General features: G+C 52.4%; 15 protein-coding genes. 6 read left to right on the top strand and 9 right to left on the bottom strand.

Annotated elements, in window-relative coordinates; genetic code table 11:
- Positions 1 to 2 precede the first annotated feature (2 nt).
- The 4 genes from ACZRKO_RS04365 to ACZRKO_RS04380 all read right to left on the bottom strand — a co-directional run bounded on the left by ACZRKO_RS04365 (position 3) and on the right by ACZRKO_RS04380 (position 3685).
- Positions 3 to 1007 (bottom strand): DUF2891 domain-containing protein, encoded by a 1005-nt coding sequence (locus tag ACZRKO_RS04365; protein ID WP_463737461.1) that lies wholly within the window; start codon positions 1005 to 1007, stop codon positions 3 to 5.
- 29 nt (positions 1008 to 1036) lie between these two features.
- Positions 1037 to 1984 carry a DUF979 domain-containing protein gene (locus ACZRKO_RS04370; protein WP_463737462.1) on the bottom strand — a complete coding sequence of 316 codons (948 nt, stop codon included), beginning with the start codon at positions 1982 to 1984 and terminating at the stop codon, positions 1037 to 1039.
- Positions 1984 to 2673, bottom strand: a complete 690-nt coding sequence (locus ACZRKO_RS04375) for a DUF969 domain-containing protein (protein ID WP_463736012.1) — start codon at positions 2671 to 2673, stop codon at positions 1984 to 1986. The genes ACZRKO_RS04370 and ACZRKO_RS04375 overlap by 1 nt, the downstream gene beginning before the upstream one ends.
- A gap of 352 nt (positions 2674 to 3025) precedes the next feature.
- Positions 3026 to 3685, bottom strand: coding sequence for an epoxyqueuosine reductase QueH (locus ACZRKO_RS04380; RefSeq protein ID WP_463736013.1), 660 nt, complete (start codon positions 3683 to 3685; stop codon positions 3026 to 3028).
- A 214-nt stretch (positions 3686 to 3899) separates the two neighbouring features.
- Between ACZRKO_RS04380 and ACZRKO_RS04385 the strand changes: the two genes are divergently transcribed.
- The 6 genes from ACZRKO_RS04385 to dsrB all read left to right on the top strand — a co-directional run bounded on the left by ACZRKO_RS04385 (position 3900) and on the right by dsrB (position 8649).
- Positions 3900 to 4910, top strand: coding sequence for an AI-2E family transporter (locus tag ACZRKO_RS04385; protein ID WP_463736014.1), 1011 nt, complete (start codon positions 3900 to 3902; stop codon positions 4908 to 4910).
- 221 nt (positions 4911 to 5131) lie between these two features.
- Entirely contained in the window at positions 5132 to 6190 is a 1059-nt protein-coding gene (locus ACZRKO_RS04390) for an NAD(P)-dependent alcohol dehydrogenase (protein ID WP_463736015.1), read from the top strand.
- A 182-nt stretch (positions 6191 to 6372) separates the two neighbouring features.
- On the top strand, positions 6373 to 6717 hold the full coding sequence (locus ACZRKO_RS04395) for a hypothetical protein (protein ID WP_463737463.1): 345 nt from the start codon (positions 6373 to 6375) through the stop codon (positions 6715 to 6717).
- 166 nt (positions 6718 to 6883) lie between these two features.
- Positions 6884 to 7798: an ion transporter gene (locus tag ACZRKO_RS04400; protein WP_463737464.1), complete on the top strand. Its 915-nt coding sequence runs from the start codon at positions 6884 to 6886 to the stop codon at positions 7796 to 7798.
- Positions 7799 to 8057: 259 nt separating this feature from the next.
- Positions 8058 to 8267 (top strand): transcription antiterminator/RNA stability regulator CspE, encoded by a 210-nt coding sequence (cspE, locus tag ACZRKO_RS04405; RefSeq protein ID WP_034789491.1) that lies wholly within the window; start codon positions 8058 to 8060, stop codon positions 8265 to 8267.
- Positions 8268 to 8451: 184 nt separating this feature from the next.
- Positions 8452 to 8649: a protein DsrB gene (dsrB, locus tag ACZRKO_RS04410; protein WP_463736016.1), complete on the top strand. Its 198-nt coding sequence runs from the start codon at positions 8452 to 8454 to the stop codon at positions 8647 to 8649.
- A gap of 103 nt (positions 8650 to 8752) precedes the next feature.
- Here dsrB and ACZRKO_RS04415 read toward each other — a convergent pair whose 3' ends face one another.
- From ACZRKO_RS04415 to ACZRKO_RS04435, 5 genes are all read right to left on the bottom strand, one after another.
- Positions 8753 to 10462, bottom strand: a complete 1710-nt coding sequence (locus ACZRKO_RS04415; protein ID WP_463736017.1) for a methyl-accepting chemotaxis protein — start codon at positions 10460 to 10462, stop codon at positions 8753 to 8755.
- Positions 10463 to 10714: 252 nt separating this feature from the next.
- Positions 10715 to 11341 carry a transcriptional regulator RcsA gene (gene rcsA, locus ACZRKO_RS04420; protein WP_463736018.1) on the bottom strand — a complete coding sequence of 209 codons (627 nt, stop codon included), beginning with the start codon at positions 11339 to 11341 and terminating at the stop codon, positions 10715 to 10717.
- Positions 11342 to 11765: 424 nt separating this feature from the next.
- Positions 11766 to 12956, bottom strand: coding sequence for a glycoside hydrolase family 88 protein (locus ACZRKO_RS04425; RefSeq protein ID WP_463736019.1), 1191 nt, complete (start codon positions 12954 to 12956; stop codon positions 11766 to 11768).
- Between the two features lie 28 nt (positions 12957 to 12984).
- A complete protein-coding gene (locus ACZRKO_RS04430; protein WP_463736020.1) occupies positions 12985 to 14283 on the bottom strand; it encodes an oligosaccharide MFS transporter in 1299 nt (432 codons plus the stop codon).
- A complete protein-coding gene (locus ACZRKO_RS04435) occupies positions 14280 to 16142 on the bottom strand; it encodes a DUF2264 domain-containing protein (protein WP_463736021.1) in 1863 nt (620 codons plus the stop codon). The genes ACZRKO_RS04430 and ACZRKO_RS04435 overlap by 4 nt, the downstream gene beginning before the upstream one ends.
- Positions 16143 to 16174 lie beyond the last annotated feature (32 nt).

Consider the following 16174-nt stretch of genomic DNA (forward strand, 5'->3'; position numbering starts at 1 on the left):
GATCAGGCTTCCAGTGCCAGCAGAGCAAAGGTCGCAAGCCAGTGTTGCCCCATATAATCTGTATCAAGATGCGCCAGCGCGCCGGACAAATGCCGTTCGGCACTGTCACGCAGCGGCGCTATGCGCGGGTCATCTGCCTGTAAGGCGGCGGCCAGCGAGCGCTGACACCAGGCGCGGCTGAGGTTCAGTCCGTCAAGATGGCCGATTTTACCGTCCGTTCTGTCGGTTACCGTGGCTGGCGTGAAGAGTGCCACGGGCCGGCACTGCGCCAGATTCGGCAGGAAATCTCCAAACCAGGTCAGAAAGGCGTCGCGCGGCAATACCCTGCGCATCAGCTCCGCTTCCATCAGTGACGGCGATAAAAATTCATCCCCTCCCGGTTCCCAGGCCTGACAGTTCACGTCTTCCAAATGCCAGCGACAGGCTGTTTCTTCAATCAGCGTAGTCAGGCCTGTGTGGTTGATGCTGCGGGAATAATCCAGCGTCAGTGCCAGCGCAAAGGCGGTATTAAAATGGCTGCCGACCCGCAGCGGGTAAGTTGCCTTGGGTAAAAACTCGCTGAAACAGTTTTCGAAAAAGCGGCTCATTGGCGCAAGATTTTTCGCCCAGCCCGCCGCCTGCGGCAATTCCATGGTATTGAGCTGCTGAGTCAGTGCGAGGAACCACGCCCAGCCATAAGGCCGCTCGAAACCGGCGTGCTGCGGCTTTAGCAGATAAGCCATCTCGCCCGCCACGTTTTCCTGCGTAAAGTGGCGGTCAATCACATCAATAATATCTGCTGCTTGTGGCAGCTGCGGATAGTTGTCCAGCAGTTTTAGCAGTAACCAGTAGCCGTGAACGCAGGAGTGCCAGTCGTAGCTGCCGTAGAAAATAGGGTGTAGCTCGCGCGGTGTTTTGGCATCCTGCGGCCCGCTCATGGCGTGCATCAGCTTGTTAGGGAATTCACGATTCAGGTGATCGAGCGCCATCAGGGCAAACCGGGATGCCATATCTGACGTCATTTGCATTGTCATTTTTCTCTTCCCTGTTTCAGGCATTAAAAGCGGAATACGAACAGATACATCAGCGCGGTGTTGACCAGCAGCAGCAGGGCACCGGTCAGCCATTGCGCTTTGATGACGCCATTTTTATCCTGTAACTCAAGCAGCGCCGCCGGAACAATATTGAAATTGGCCGCCATCGGCGTCATCAGTGTGCCGCAGAAGCCGGAAAGCATACCGATAGCGCCCATAATGGCCGGATTACCGCCGAGCTGGTTGACGATAAGCGGCAGGCCGATACCGGCGGTCATGACCGGAAATGCGGCAAACCCGTTGCCCATGATCATGGTAAACAGCGCCATGCCAAAGGTGTAGGCGACAATAATCGCCAGCGGTGAACCCAGAGGAATGACACTTTTGACCAGATCAGCCACCACGCCACCGACGCCCGCGAGGGCAAAGAGCGCGCCGAGAGCGGCCAGCATTTGCGGCAAAATGGCCGCCCAGCCCACGGTATCCATCGTCTGACCGCCGGCGCGAATAGCCTTGAGTGGCGAGTCGCGCAGCATCACTAATGCCACCACGAAGGCCACCAGTGTTCCAAGTACCAGGGAGATTAGCGTGACGTTTTTGGCTTCGACAAAGGGAGTGTATTTCAGGGTCAGTGTGCCGATGAGGGTCACCACCGGGATCAGCAGGGCAGGGATGAACAGTTTATTGCCATAACGTCTGGCACCGGACTCACGGCGCGCCACCGCTTCAGGCTGGTTGGTGTCGGTTTTGCCTTTACCGAGTTTGCCGGTTCCGGCAATCACCGCCAGCAGGATAGCCAGACAGCCGGTCACAACATGCGGCAGCTCGCCGCCAAACAGGAAGGTAACGCCATACACGCCCCAGAACAGCGCGTTAACCCAGCGGCGGCTGTTGCTTTTATCTTTCAGGTTGTAAATCGCGAAGGCGCAGAACATCAGGCCTGCCAGAATATAAACCGATTGCAGATTGATCATGGCGCAACGCCTCCGTGCTGGCTGTCAAAACGTTTTGCCAGCGAGCGGTCAAGCAGCCAGAGGCGGATAAAATGGATGATAAGCGCGGCGATAGCCGTTGGGATGGCCCAGACCGACAGGTGCAGCGGCTCGACGGAAATGCCGTTTTGTTCGAGGAAACCCTTGATCAGCAAAATAGACTGTACGGCGATGAAAATATCTTCTCCAAAGAATACCGCGATGTTGTCCACGGCGGCCGCGTTAGCGCGGATTTTCTGGCGTACGTCGTTAGGCAGATCGCCATATTTAGTCACGGCGGCGGCTTCTGCCATCGGGGCTATCAGCGGGCGTACCATCTGTGCGTGGCCACCGAGGGAGTTCAGCCCCAGTGCTGCGGTCATCTGGCGCAGGAAGAAGTAAAGCATGAGCACGCGCCCGGTGGTGGCGGCGTGAACTTTGGAGATCAGATGGCGGGCCTGTTCTTTCAGTCCGCTGCGTTCGAGCAGCGCAATGACCGGTAAGGTCAGCCAGATTAGCCCCATATAGCGGTTATCCGCGAAGGCTTTACCAAAGGCGCTGATAATTTCTATCGTCTGCATTCCCCCGGCGATGCCGGTCGAGATACCGGCGATGGTCACCACTAAAAGTGGGTTAAAACGCAGCGCAAAACCCAGCACTACGATCGGGATGCCTATAAGTACCCACATGGTTATTACCCCTGTTGTCTGTCATGTTTTTTAGAACAAAAAGTCACTCACTTTTATTGTTTTTAAGCGCCAAGTTATTTTTAATAACCTTAAGTTATTACTCAGATTAATAAAGAATAATGAACGCCGCTGTGGCGGAAAGTATCAAGCGTATTCGCCAAGCGCAAGACGCAGGCTTTATAGCCGGGAGGGGAAAGGGTAGCGGTGATGTATGTTGCAGCGGGAGGCGGCAGAATAAATAACTGCCCTTAAGAGCAGGGTTAGATTATTGAACGGGGTATTAGGAAATATGCCAGTGAAATAAACCCGGTGATGAAACCGGGTATTCTCCTTAAGGAGTAGATGAAAAAGCTTATTCGTCGTCTTCGTCGCCGTAATATTTGACGCCAAGTTTAATCAGCTCACGGCCCTGAGATTTGCGGTGCAGGTTGCTGTCGCGAAGTGAATAAACACAGCCGCAGTACTCCTGCTGGTAGAAGCGCTCGCGCTTGCTGATTTCGACCATGCGTGCCGCGCCGCCTTTCTTGCGCCAGTTATAGTCCCAATAGACCATGCCCGGATACGGAGCCGCGGCGCGCACGCCACAGCCGGTGATCTGCTGCATATCTTTCCAGCGGGATATGCCCAGACAACTGGTAATGGCGGTAAAACCATGTTCAAAGGCATACAACGCGGTACGCTCAAAGCGCATGTCAAAACACATCGTGCAGCGAATACCGCGTTCTGGTTCTTTCTCCATACCGCGCGCACGCTCAAACCAATTATCACTGTCGTAATCCGCATCAATAAAGGGAATGCCGTGCTGTTCTGCAAAGCGCATATTCTCTTCTTTGCGCAAGATATATTCTTTTTGCGGATGAATATTGGGGTTATAGAAGAAAATCGTGTATTCGATTCCGGAAGCCTGAATGGCTTCCATCACTTCACCGGAGCAGGGCGCGCAACAGGAGTGGAGTAATAATTTATGGTGCCCGTTGGGCAGGGATAATTTCTCACGGTTCAGTTCTGACATCTTTTTCGCCTGTAGCTAAGATTCTCTTTATAAACATCGATTGTTCATCTTGGTTGATGCCTATGATAAAAGACAAAAGGTGACTGTCAAAAATTTCTATCGGTTTCATCTGCGTACTGCGTAGCGCAGGAAACAACGGTGCTATGATATCGGCCGGGATGTTGACCGAAGAAGCGGGACGATGCCCGGCAATTGAATGTTAAGGACGCAGACAATGCAATTAATGAGATCGCATCACATCCGCTGGCTCAGTTTATTTATTGTGATGGGCGGATTGTTACTGATTCTTCCCCTGCATCTACTGGCCTGTTTTATCGCCGGTTTTGTGGTGTATGAGCTGGTCAACGGACTGACGCCTCACTTTCAGAAGATCATCAGCGGGGAACGTGCCCGCTGGCTGGTGGTGGCGCTGATCAGCACCATTGTGGTGAGTGCATTGATCCTGGTTGTTGTCGGGATAACCAATTTCCTGATGCAGGATGTGAAAAACCCGGCCGCGTTCAACGCCATGGTTTCCCGGCTGCTGACCGATGCGCAAAGCCGAATTTCACCGGTGATGCTGCACTATTTACCCACGAACATCGAAGAGCTACAGCGTGAGTTTCTGCAATGGCTGCGTGAGCATGTCGCGATGATCCAGACGGTCGGGAAGAACGCCGCACATGCGTTTGTCACTATGCTGATTGGTATGATTTTAGGGGCGATTGTTTCCCTGCAACGCCATGATAAAGACGCGCAACATGCGCCACTAAAGAGCGATTTACTGCAACGTATCCGCCTGCTGGGAGATGCGTTTCGCAACGTGGTCTTTGCACAGTTCCAGATTTCACTCATTAATACCGTGCTTTCCGGGATCTTCCTGTTCGGCATTTTGCCGCTGTTTGGTATCCATCTGCCGCTGGCGAAAACGCTGGTGGTCTTCACCTTCGTCTGCGGATTGCTGCCAGTGATTGGTAATCTTATCTCCAATACGGTGATTTTTATTGTCGGTCTGTCGCTCTCTTTGTGGGTCGGCGCGCTGGTGCTGGCGTACCTGATTGTGATCCACAAGGTTGAATACTTCCTCAATGCGCGGATTGTCGGAACGCGGATTAACGCTAAATCATGGGAAGTGTTGCTGGCGATGCTGATCTTCGAGGCGGCCTTCGGCTTGCCGGGTGTCGTGGCTGCGCCCATTTATTACGCCTATCTGAAAAGTGAGCTGAAAGCCGCCCGTTTGATCTGATGGCGCGAGCCGCCAGAACTCTTGCCTGACGGCCAGCGACGCGGTATTCCTGCCGCGTCGTTGTGCAGACCTTAGCCATATATCCTGAAAAAAACAGATTCAGGCAAGCAATGGCGAGGATCGTTATAACGATTTTCTCTTCCCAGGGTCCATACTTCTTCCCGTCAGTGCAGTTTGCGCTGGCGCGTTTTGTCTATCGATTACCCCTCAGGAGAGAACAAATGACCCTTAACGTCCGAGGTTTTGCTGCAACGTCCGCTGATGCGCCGTTGGCACCCCATAATTTTGTACGTCGTGATCCGCGTGATACCGACGTCGTTATCGACATTTTGTATTGCGGTGTTTGCCACTCTGACATTCACCAGGCACGTAATGAATGGCATCAAAGCATCTATCCGATGGTTCCGGGACACGAAATCATTGGTCGTGTGACCAAAGTTGGCGCCAAAGTGAAAGACTTCAGCGTCGGCGATACTGTCGGTGTCGGTTGCATGGTCGATTCTTGTCAGCACTGTGAATCCTGCGCCGAGAGCCTGGAACAGTACTGTGAAGAAGGCGCAACCATGACCTATAACTCTCATGATCGTCATGACAACATGATGACCTACGGCGGTTATTCTGAGCAGATCGTGGTTGCTCAGAAATTCGTTCTGCGTGTTTCTGAAAAACTGGATATCAAAGCTGCTGCGCCACTGCTGTGTGCTGGTATCACTACCTATTCCCCTCTGAAACATTGGAAAGTGGGCAAAGGCCATAAAGTGGCTGTGGTGGGGTTGGGCGGTCTGGGCCATATGGGCCTGAAATTTGCCAAAGCACTGGGTGCTGACGTGACCCTGTTCACCCGTTCTGCGGGCAAAGAGCAGGAAGCGTACCGTCTGGGCGCAGACCACGTTGTGCTGTCGACTGATGCAAAACAGATGGAAGCGGTGAAAAGTCACTTCGACTTTATTCTCGATACCGTGCCAAATCAGCACGATCTGAACCCATACCTGGATACGCTGAAACGTGACGGCACCCATATTCTGGTGGGCCTGATCGAGCCAATCGAGCCCGCGCTGCACAGCGGTAAGCTGGTGATGGGCCGCAAAACCGTGGCAGGTTCACTGATTGGCGGTATCGCTGAAACTCAGGAAATGCTGGATTTCTGTGCCGAGCACAACATTAACTGCGACGTTGAAATGATCAACATGCAGGATATCAACGGTGCGTATGAACGTATGCTGAAAAGCGACGTGAAATACCGTTTCGTGGTGGATATGGCTTCGCTTAAAAACGCCTGATATCGGCGGATAAGCTGAAATGCGCCTGTGGGTTTTGCCCGCAGGCGCATTTTTTTTGTGCGGACGGCGGGCCTGCCGAATGAAATCAATGTGTGCTGAAATTTATCTTTCCCGCTCATGCTGGCTTCTCGCCTGACAACGGCGGTGGTATTCTTCGACTTTCGCCGAGCGAAGGAAAATCAGTGGCAAAGAATTTTGATGAATTGATCAGAGATATTGATCTGATGATTGAACATGTGGATAGCCTGAAAAACCTTCCACCGCGTGCACAAATTGTTCCTGCAGTGCCTGCCGATAAGCCTGCTTATGACTCTTTTTGTGAAATTTATGCGCTCAAAGCGGTGATGCGGGCCTTTATTTCTTCGGTCGATACTATCGTAAAGGTCCAGATTGCCAAGAAAGTCGAACAGGATATCGGCCATCTCGAAAGCACCGTCCGTTCCATTGGCGGGGGTAACGCCGATGCAGAAGATTTAGCGCAAATCACCGCTTATGTGCGTAATGCCGTTTCTGAATTAATGGATTAAACCGCTTCAGGCAGCATAAGTATAAAGAGACGTCGATCCTCTCCGGGGGATCGGCGTTTTTTTATGCGCGTCATTCCGGAGTGTAAAAAGAGGGCAGGGCCGCCGGTAGGTTTCAGGGGGAAAAATGGTTATCCTTGCGCCATTCACTCGCTGGGATGCCTGTTCTATGTCGCACCGGTTTCGTTTTCTCGCCGTATGGCGCCGTCGTTGCTTTACGTTACTTTTTGATAATCACACACGCAGTGGCCGGCGAATGGAAATCTTCTGGCTGCTGACCGCCATTCTTAGCGTCATCGTGCTGTTTTTTGAATCCAGCGCGACAGATCTCTTTCCTAATACGCCAGATATCTTGCAGCGCTTTGGTTGGATTGAAATTGGTTTCACCGCCATCTTCACTCTGGAATATGTACTGCGGGTCTTTTCAACACCACGTAAAGAGCGGTATCCGCTAAGTTTCTTCGGTCTGGTTGACCTGATCACCATTTTGCCGCTCTACATTCTGTGGCTCTTCCCGTCGCTGCTGGGCACGGGAGATGTTGAAGTGCTCATCCGTTTACTGCGTATCCTGCGCGTTCTGCGGGTGCTGAAACTGCTGCGTTATATGAACGAGGCGGGTGTCCTGTGGCGCAGCCTGATGCGTGCCAGGCACAAATTAGGCCTGTTCTTTGGCTTTGTGGCGATCATCTTGTGTCTGTTCGGCGGGCTGATGTTCGCCGTTGAAGGTGGCAGGGACGGTTTTACTTCGCTGGCTGCCTCGGTTTACTGGGCAGTAGTGACGCTGACGACAGTAGGGTATGGCGACATTACCCCGCATACGCCGCTCGGCCGGGTGCTGGCTTCTGTTCTGATTTTACTCGGGTATTCAATTATTGCCGTTCCGACCGGGATCCTGACGGCTTATATGGCTCAGGAGCTGGAAAAAGGGCGGGAACTGCGTTCCTGTCGCCATTGTCACCGGACCGGACATGAATTAGATGCACGTTTTTGTGCGCATTGCGGAACAATTCTTCCGCCGCTGCGTGCCCAACTTATTGATAAAAAACCGGTTAGTTGTGCAAGGAACGAACAGGATGATGGTTAAATCATCATTTTAGTTACTTTACGCAGATTATAAGATAAAAAGAGTTGCTATTAGGGGGCAGTCATGAGTAAATACATCCCGGCCTGTGGTACAGACCTATTTATGCACGACATCCTGAGTAAAGTTGTTCAAATTTAATGCGTTATCCATGATAACACTGATCTGACGAATTTCCTTCTTAGTGCCTCCATAAGTAACGACTGAAATCCGGCTATAACATGCCCATGGTGGCGAAATTTTTATTTAAAAGGTAATTCCTATGTCAATGATGAAAGGTCAGGTTAAGTGGTTTAACGAGTCTAAAGGCTTTGGCTTCATCACTCCTGCTGATGGCAGCAAAGATGTGTTCGTACACTTCTCTGCAATCCAGGATCAAGGTTTCAAGACCCTGGCTGAAGGCCAGAATGTACAGTTCTCTATCGAGAACGGTGCTAAAGGTCCGTCTGCGGCTAACGTTACCGCTATCTAATCTCGCTTCTGCGCTGTTTACAGCACATTAACGTAGATTACAAAAACCCGCATATGCGGGTTTTTTTATGCCTGAATTTTGCCAAATGCATTGCTTCAGTTCGTTTTGCAAAATCTGCGCCAGCGTGCCTTTTTGACTGACTCTGTACTACAATCAATAGCATTGAAAACGATGGGATAACTCGATGAAAGTTAACGATCTGGTGACGGTAAAAACTGACGGCGGTCCGCGTCGCGAAGGGAAAGTGCTGGCAGTTGAAGAGTTTTACGAAGGCGTCATGTATCTGGTGTCGCTGGAAGACTATCCGGCAGGCATCTGGTTCTTTAATGAAGGCGACACCAAGGATGGCACTTTCGTTGAACCACGGGTCACTGATAAGTAATACGCAGCGTCTTTGCTGAGCTGACACATAACAAAAACACCGGAGCAGGAGACTGCATCCGGTGTTTTTGTTTTAGGGCAATGTTACGCAACGTTCAGCGTGATCAGAACGTTTCCCAGTTCTGCGTGTTGCTCGCAGAGTCTGCACCCCGAGAGCCCTCAATCAGCGTCAGGGCTGGTTTGCGGTTCGCCGCATTGGCAGCCCGTGCATCGAGACGGAACACCGCCACGGCCTGCGTCAGGCGCTCTGCCTGCTCCTCCAGTGATGCCGCCGCCGCTGAGGCTTCCTGCACCAGTGAGGCATTCTGCTGGGTCACGCCGTCCATCTCTGACACGGCCTGGCTTATCTGATTAATACCGCGGCTCTGTTCATCAGAGGCAGACGCAATTTCGCTCATAATATCGGTGACATGAGTGACGGCGGTGACAATTTCATACATGGTGTCGCCCGCATCGCCAACCAGCAGGCAGCCTTCACCGACATAATCCACCGACTCTTCAATCAGGGATTCGATCTCTTTGGCGGCGTCTGCGCTGCGCTGGGCCAGATGGCGCACTTCACTGGCGACTACCGCAAAACCGCGGCCCTGTTCACCGGCGCGTGCAGCTTCAACCGCCGCATTCAGAGCCAGAATGTTGGTCTGGAAGGCGATGCTATTGATGACGTTTGTGATGTCTGCGATTTTGGTTGAGCTGCGGGAAATATTTTCCATGGTGCTGACAACGCTGGCGACGATATCTCCGCCTTTCTGCGCTTTTTCGGAGGCATCGGCCGCCAGTTTGCTGGCGTGATGGGCGTTTTCCGAATTGAGCTTTACCGTTGCGCTGAGCTGCTCCATGCTGGCAGCCGTTTGTTCCAGCGCTGCGGCCTGCTGTTCAGTGCGTGATGATAAATCCGTATTCCCGGTCGCAATTTCCGCAGAGCCCTGATAAATCGATGTGGCACCTTCGCGCACAACCCGCACGGTATTCGCCAGCGATGCCTGCATCACATCGACATTCGTGCTCAGAACGCCGATTTCATTGCGCCCGGCGGCATCTGCGGGTTGGGTTAAATCGCCATCGGCAATTTTCTGAATGCGGCTGACCAGACGGTTAATCGGCGTGATGATCACTTTACGCATCACGATATAGGTAATGATGGTCAGCACCAGAGCCAGCGCGAAACCGCCAGCCATCAGCAGGTAGCCCCACCGGGCATCAGACTGCGCTGCCTGATTAATCTTGTTAGCGGTATCTGTACGGTAGGCAATTGCGGCTAACAACGGCGTATTGTTATCCTGATCCAGACCGCGCACCGTTTCAGCTTCTTGTGAAATCACCTCTTCGAAATGCGCCTGACGGGCGGACTCCAGCATCGGCGTCATGCCGGTTTTCAGGTAATTGTTATAGGATTTTTTCAGTGGCTCATCGAGTGTGAGGTCGGTGGCCGTTTTATTCGGGCGGTTGATATATTGCGTGAAGGCTAATTGAGATTGCTTAATGCGGCTTTCGGCCTCGGCAATATTCTTTTTAAAAACGTCCTGGTCGCCGACACGCGCGGCGGATGCCGCCTGAATTAATAACAGGCGGGCGGTGCGCAGATGATTGGAACTGTTCGACAGGGCCAGACGAATCTGCAATTCCTGAGTGGCATTTTCCAGCGCGTCATTACTTTGTTTAAGGAAGAAACTGGAGGTGCCAATCGAGAGGGCAAATAAAATCAGGATCCCGGACAAAATGGCGCTGATCAGGGTGATCAGACGAATATTACTGATAAAAGAGATGGTTTTTTTCGCCGTGGTTAATGGGTGTTCCGTCGTAAAAGTATCCATATTATTCCGCTCTGTTAATCCTGCATGTGCGGCAATGAAGTGCGGCGCACGCGACATCAATGTAGGCCTGCCTAGCGGCAACACCTGCCGTGGCGAAAAAACGCCATACAGTTACATCGGCATTTCAGGGCGGAGATTGAATTTATAAGTGAGATCCAGCTCTCACTTCAGGGATTAACTCAGATGTGTACAATTGCGAAAAAAGAAAAGGACAATGCTGGCGCATTGTCCTCCGGGGATAAACGATTAACACTAGTTAACATAAATGCCGCCAGTGAATTGATCACTCAGACGGACTACGTGATAAATAATATGTTTATTCGGTGACTTAATTTTACGTTTAATACTGCCTTTATAAGAGGAAACCGTTTTGACTTTAATACGAAGTTTGTCTGATATCTGAATGGTGCCTTCGCCTGACATCCACATTTTTAATGTGTTGGACTCACTGCGGCTGAGCATCACCGGAGTGACATCCAGCATCGCAAACTCCAGCCCGGCCAAATCATGATGATGCAGATAGTTACGGATCAGCTGATTAAGCGTAGCGGTCTTAATTGATTTCGACGAAATAATGACGTTTTTCCTGACGAAAACATACTCCTCGAAATGGATCCGCGTTTCAGACATAAAAATAAAGAACAACGTTTCCGGGTACTGGCTGATTAAACTTCTTATCTGATCCCTGTTATCAGAATGGGGTTGCAGACAAGCTTCATTGATAAATACCACGCCGGGTGTTTTTTGCAGACTGCTTAAATTTAACTGGTCAAAAGTGCGAACAAAACTGACATCCTGCGTCTGAATACCGTTGTCACGTAATGACTGAGCCAGCCCGAGGCAGGTAAAACTGCATGAATCCAAAATTATCGTTTGCATAGTCAATCCTCATAGGACCTCCCTGTTCTTCATAATGTTTGGATGGGTACAACCACTGGTGGTGAAAGCCGCAAACGCGTACTTCAAATACCTTTTTGCAACAAAAAACCGCACAGTTCAAAGGTATTTTTCAGTGCCGCTCAGGCAAAATTGAGCCACTTCAATTTGGCTTAAGTCGATTGGGGATGAGTAAAGGAGATAAAAGGATTTTTAGTTTAGGAATATTCTTAACGTTGCTAGCAACATAGCGTGGAAGCTGAAATGAAATTTTAGGATTATCCTCATGAAAAATGATTAGGGTGGTCATTATTAAACCATTCCATGCTTAAAAATTATTCATCTATATTGTTACTGAACATTCAGGGCACGAACGGGAATAGTTAAGGCAGCCACCGCTGGCCGCCTGATAAAACATCAGCATTTTTTACCAGTAGGGTTGCCAGCTTTGGGTCAGCCGCACCAGCGCTTCGACATAGAAATAATCTCCCCAGCTTGAGCACTGGTCCACGCCTTTACCACTCGCCATGTGGTAAACCGAATGTTTGAGCAGGCCGTCGCAATCCTCGTCGTCAGCGGCCAGATAGTTCGCCGTCAGTGAAGCCATAATCCGCAGCGCCATTTCTTCATAGCTGGCGCGGAGCGCGTCGCTTGCGGGCAGGGCGGTAGCCAGGTCCAGCAGGCCACATACCGCAATCGCCGCCGCCGAACTGTCCCGTGGCTCACGCGTGCCGAGCAGGGCCAGATCCCAGTGACACACGTCATCTTCCGGCAGACGGTTTAGGAAGTAATGCGCCAGTCTGCGCGATAATTCGACCTGATCACGATCCCCAGTATAACGATAGCTTAGCAGGAAACCGTAAATTCCCCAGGCCTGACCGCGCGACCAGCAGGAGTCATCAGCGTAACCCTGATGCGTATTCCCAAAGCGGGGCTCACCGGTGACCGTGTCCATGTAGTAGGTGTGATAGGTGGAGGCGTCCGGCCTGACGATATACTTTGCCGCCTGACTGGCGTGAGTGCGTGCGGCGTCGGCATAGCGGCTGTCACCGGTTTGCTGCGTGGCCCAGTAGAGCAACGGCAGATTCATATTGCAGTCAATGATCATGCGCCCGGCCTGTTCCGGGTCTTGCAGATCACCCCAGGCCTGAATGATGCCGGACTGCGGGTTAAAGCGTTCCAGCAGGGCATCGGCGGCCAGCAGTGCAAAGCCGCGCGCCTGACGGTTACCGGTCAGACGCCAGGCACTGACGCACGACAGCGTATACAAAAAGCCGAGGTCGTGTGTGGCGGTATCGATGCGGTTGGCGATACGGTTGCCAAACGAGGTGATGTGTTTTTCGGCCGCCAGACGGTATTTGTCATCACCTGTCATCTCCCAGGCCAGCCAGAGCTGACCACTCCAGAAACTGGTGGTCCATTCCACATTATCCGTCAGCGCATAGTGGCCATTTTCACAGTTTTCGGCCGGGAATTTACCGTCAAATTTTGGCAGGTTACGGTCAATTTTCCGCAATACCTGCTGACGGGCATTTTCCAGTTGCTGGCGCAGGGCAATTCTGTCCAGCTGATTGAGTTCAATGGGCAATAATTTTTCTTTGGCGATAGTGATAGTCATGGCAATCGGTTCTCCCTTTTAGGCTGAATCAGCGTTTAACGGTAGTCAGAGGCGAAGAAGCATTAATTTCCGGCGTGTTCACCGGTGTGATGCCGAATTTTTCATCGCGCCGGTTGTGGCAGGCGGAGAGCGTCAGGGTGGAAATCAGAGTAAACAGCAGCGCGATACCGCCCATAATCAGGTAGGTGTGGGCAAAGCCGATGCGGTCGTAGTAATAACCCGCCGGTGGCGCGACCACGATGGAACCCACATAAATCATCGCCTGATAACCCAGCAGATACATGGTGGCATTGACACGTTTATGGAAATGTTCGGCGATATATTTAAATACCGAGACCAGCAGCAGGGCGATCTCCAGCCCGTAGAAAGGTTTGATAATTGAGATCAACAGCGGGTCGTTAGTCAGCCCCGAAGCAATCAGCCGCAGCCCGACCACCAGACCGACCAGCAACAGCCCACGCTTGGCACCGAAATAGTTCACCAGGAACGGGATCACCATCATCATCAGGAATTCCAGACCGGACTGAACGGTGCTCAGGTAGCCATACATGGCGTTACCCTGTTCTTTGGTGGAGAAGAAGGTGACGAAATAGCGGGAGAATTGCTGCTCCGCCACAAACATCATCCAAGCCACACCAGCGACGTAAAGTGAGAACATCCAGAATTTGCGGTTTTTCAGCAGCAGAATCACATCGCCGAAGACGATTTTTTCCTGCGCGATCACGTCGTTATTGCGCAGTTCGGCCTCGCCGATTTTCAGCGACAGCAATACACCCAGCATCAGCAATGAGGTCACGCTGCTGAGGCTGAAATTCCATGCGGGTGAGAGATTAAACAGAATGCCTGAGAACGATGCCGCCAGCGCCCAGCCGAGCGAACCCCACATGCGGATTTGCCCGAACTCCATGCTGTACAGGCGGCTGAAGCGGTCAGCATAGGACTCGGATGCCGCAACGCCTGCATACCAGCCGAGGCTGAGATAAAACGCGCCGACAATAATGCCTACCATCAGATGTTTTTCCAGCAGCGGCTGGTACACATAAATAAAGAACGGGGCCATCATGGCGGAAATAATAACCACAAAATAGAGCAGGCTTTTACTCATGCCTATTTTATCCATGATATAGCCGTAGACCGGTTTCATAATGACGGCGAAAACACCGTTAATCGCAAAGACTGTCCCGATGCTCATGCTGTCCAGCCCGGCTTTCTGCCCTAACCACAGAGCATATAATCCGAAGCTGGAAGACCATGTGAAAAAATAGAGGAAAATAAAACTGCTCATCTTGTAATAAGCCGACTTACTGGCGGTTTTAATGGCTTTCATAGTGACTCCGGATGGGCCTGAGTAATGAGGGCGACGCTCCAGCTGCGGCCCTGACAGGTGATATGTACATGCTGCTCATCCCGCCTGATCTCAGGCAGCGTCAGGTTGGATTCGGGCGCATTGGCCGAGGCAAACACTGCAGACATCAGCCAGTGTGAACCGGGTTCGAGCGTCGCTGTCAGCACCGGGATCACCGCCGTTTCGGCGAACATAATGCTGCTATTAGGTGGTGTGACCACGGTTGCTGCTGCGCGCTGTGCGTCACCGCCCACGCCTGCGATCCGGCTGCTGCCGTTGCGGGAGACAATCCGGCTGGAGGCGCTCTGCTGGTTGAGTTCAACCTGCGTCTGGCGGTCATCAATCACTGCGAATCCGCCTTCCACGGCGTCCAGTGCACGGGCCGTGGTGACATGATGCAGACGCAGGTGGCCGTCACCGCAGGGGATAAGCCAGGTTTGTATTTGTACGTCGTGCCAGGCCAGCCAGCGGGAATAGATGACATCGTGGCGGATCAGAGTCTCCTCACAGCCGCGGCGGCCACGGTAATAGCCGTCGCGCTCGGAAAAAACCAGCATCGAATCACAGGCAGCATGGTTAAGCCCAAAGCGCCCGCGATCGAGCGTGAAACCGAACTGGCTGGAGTAGGCGAATTTGGTGTATTTGGCTTCGGTATTGACGAAATTGTTCAGTTCCAGCTGGCCTGAGGTGAGCATGACCACGTGCTGTTGTCGGGTATCGCTCAACAGGATCTGGTTGGCATGAGGAATGCAGTGCGGATTTTCCAACGGCGGCAGCGGTAACTCCCCGGCCTGCCAGAACGCATGGTCCTCAGGCAGCGCCAGCACCAGAAACAGCTTGCAGGCCCAGTAGGGTGAGCCGGGGGCATTGTAATCTTCGGCCATCACCAGATTTGGCGTGTAATAACCTATGCTCAGCACACCATCACGGTCAAAGATCGGCTGTTTCAGCCAGTGTCGCAGATGGCGTAAAATCACCCCCTTCACCACGCCAGGGGAGTAAACCTCCAGCCCGCTGAAGGCCGCGGCGCTCCAGAACGCCGCTTCGGCAAACCGGTAAGTGAGGCTGCGTCCGAAAGGCACTGCTGAGCCGTCGGCTGAAAACAGCGTAATGAAGTCCTGCGCAAAACGCTGTGCTCTTGTTCGCAGAGTGGCGCAGCGCTCGGCATCCACATCCATCATGTGCGTGGCGTAGAGCAGTCCGTAGTAGTGGAAAGCCATAGAAATGTAGTAATCGCGCGGCCGGCCGGGGCCATCTGAGTACCAGCCGTCCCCGAGATAGTAGGTTTCCATCAGCGCAAAGCGGGCTTCTACCGCTTCGCGGTCCCACGGCAGACCGGCCTGCTTACAGCCCATTTGCACCATGATCGGAAAGTAGTTCCAGTTATTATTGGGGATAGTGGCGTGAGTTCCCTGATTGAGCCAGGCAATCAGGTTGTGCTGTTCCTTCGGGCTGAACCAGGCCAGCAGACGCTGGTCGAGCAACGCCAGCCCGACGCCAAACGCCGCCATTTCCACACAGCGCTGGTCGAAGTCCCGGATTTCACCCCAGTACTCAACATGCTGCGGGTCGGTGCCGTGGCGGATCGCCGTCACGTAAAAAGAGAGGTTTTCGCACGCTTCGCCTGAGGCCAGCAGCGGGAAAATTCCCCATAACATGCGCGACAGCGCTTCCATTTTGGCAATCTGCTTACCGTAATGGGTGGTGGTGTTGCCTAAATCGATACCGCTTTTGCCTTCCTCGGTATAAGGCGTCACCGCTGACAACATTTCACTCAGCAGATTTTTTACCTGCTGACGAGTGCGCAGCGGATTTTCTGTATTGATTTTCACCTGGCCCATTTCACGCTCCGTATCGCTAAGACTAATTACCC

It is taken from the genome of Ewingella sp. C233, from assembly GCF_055407225.1.

Excerpts from the sequence above, each read along its gene's own strand:
- ACZRKO_RS04365 (WP_463737461.1), bottom strand. The coding sequence starts at position 1,007 with ATGCAAATGACGTCAGATATGGCATCCCGGTTTGCCCTGATGGCGCTC.
- ACZRKO_RS04375 (WP_463736012.1), bottom strand. The coding sequence starts at position 2,673 with ATGTGGGTACTTATAGGCATCCCGATCGTAGTGCTGGGTTTTGCGCTG.
- ACZRKO_RS04380 (WP_463736013.1), bottom strand. The coding sequence starts at position 3,685 with ATGTCAGAACTGAACCGTGAGAAATTATCCCTGCCCAACGGGCACCAT.
- ACZRKO_RS04385 (WP_463736014.1), top strand. The coding sequence starts at position 3,900 with ATGCAATTAATGAGATCGCATCACATCCGCTGGCTCAGTTTATTTATT.
- ACZRKO_RS04390 (WP_463736015.1), top strand. The coding sequence starts at position 5,132 with ATGACCCTTAACGTCCGAGGTTTTGCTGCAACGTCCGCTGATGCGCCG.
- ACZRKO_RS04400 (WP_463737464.1), top strand. The coding sequence starts at position 6,884 with ATGTCGCACCGGTTTCGTTTTCTCGCCGTATGGCGCCGTCGTTGCTTT.
- cspE (WP_034789491.1), top strand. The coding sequence starts at position 8,058 with ATGTCAATGATGAAAGGTCAGGTTAAGTGGTTTAACGAGTCTAAAGGC.
- dsrB (WP_463736016.1), top strand. The coding sequence starts at position 8,452 with ATGAAAGTTAACGATCTGGTGACGGTAAAAACTGACGGCGGTCCGCGT.
- ACZRKO_RS04415 (WP_463736017.1), bottom strand. The coding sequence starts at position 10,462 with ATGGATACTTTTACGACGGAACACCCATTAACCACGGCGAAAAAAACC.
- rcsA (WP_463736018.1), bottom strand. The coding sequence starts at position 11,341 with ATGCAAACGATAATTTTGGATTCATGCAGTTTTACCTGCCTCGGGCTG.
- ACZRKO_RS04425 (WP_463736019.1), bottom strand. The coding sequence starts at position 12,956 with ATGACTATCACTATCGCCAAAGAAAAATTATTGCCCATTGAACTCAAT.
- ACZRKO_RS04430 (WP_463736020.1), bottom strand. The coding sequence starts at position 14,283 with ATGAAAGCCATTAAAACCGCCAGTAAGTCGGCTTATTACAAGATGAGC.
- ACZRKO_RS04435 (WP_463736021.1), bottom strand. The coding sequence starts at position 16,142 with ATGGGCCAGGTGAAAATCAATACAGAAAATCCGCTGCGCACTCGTCAG.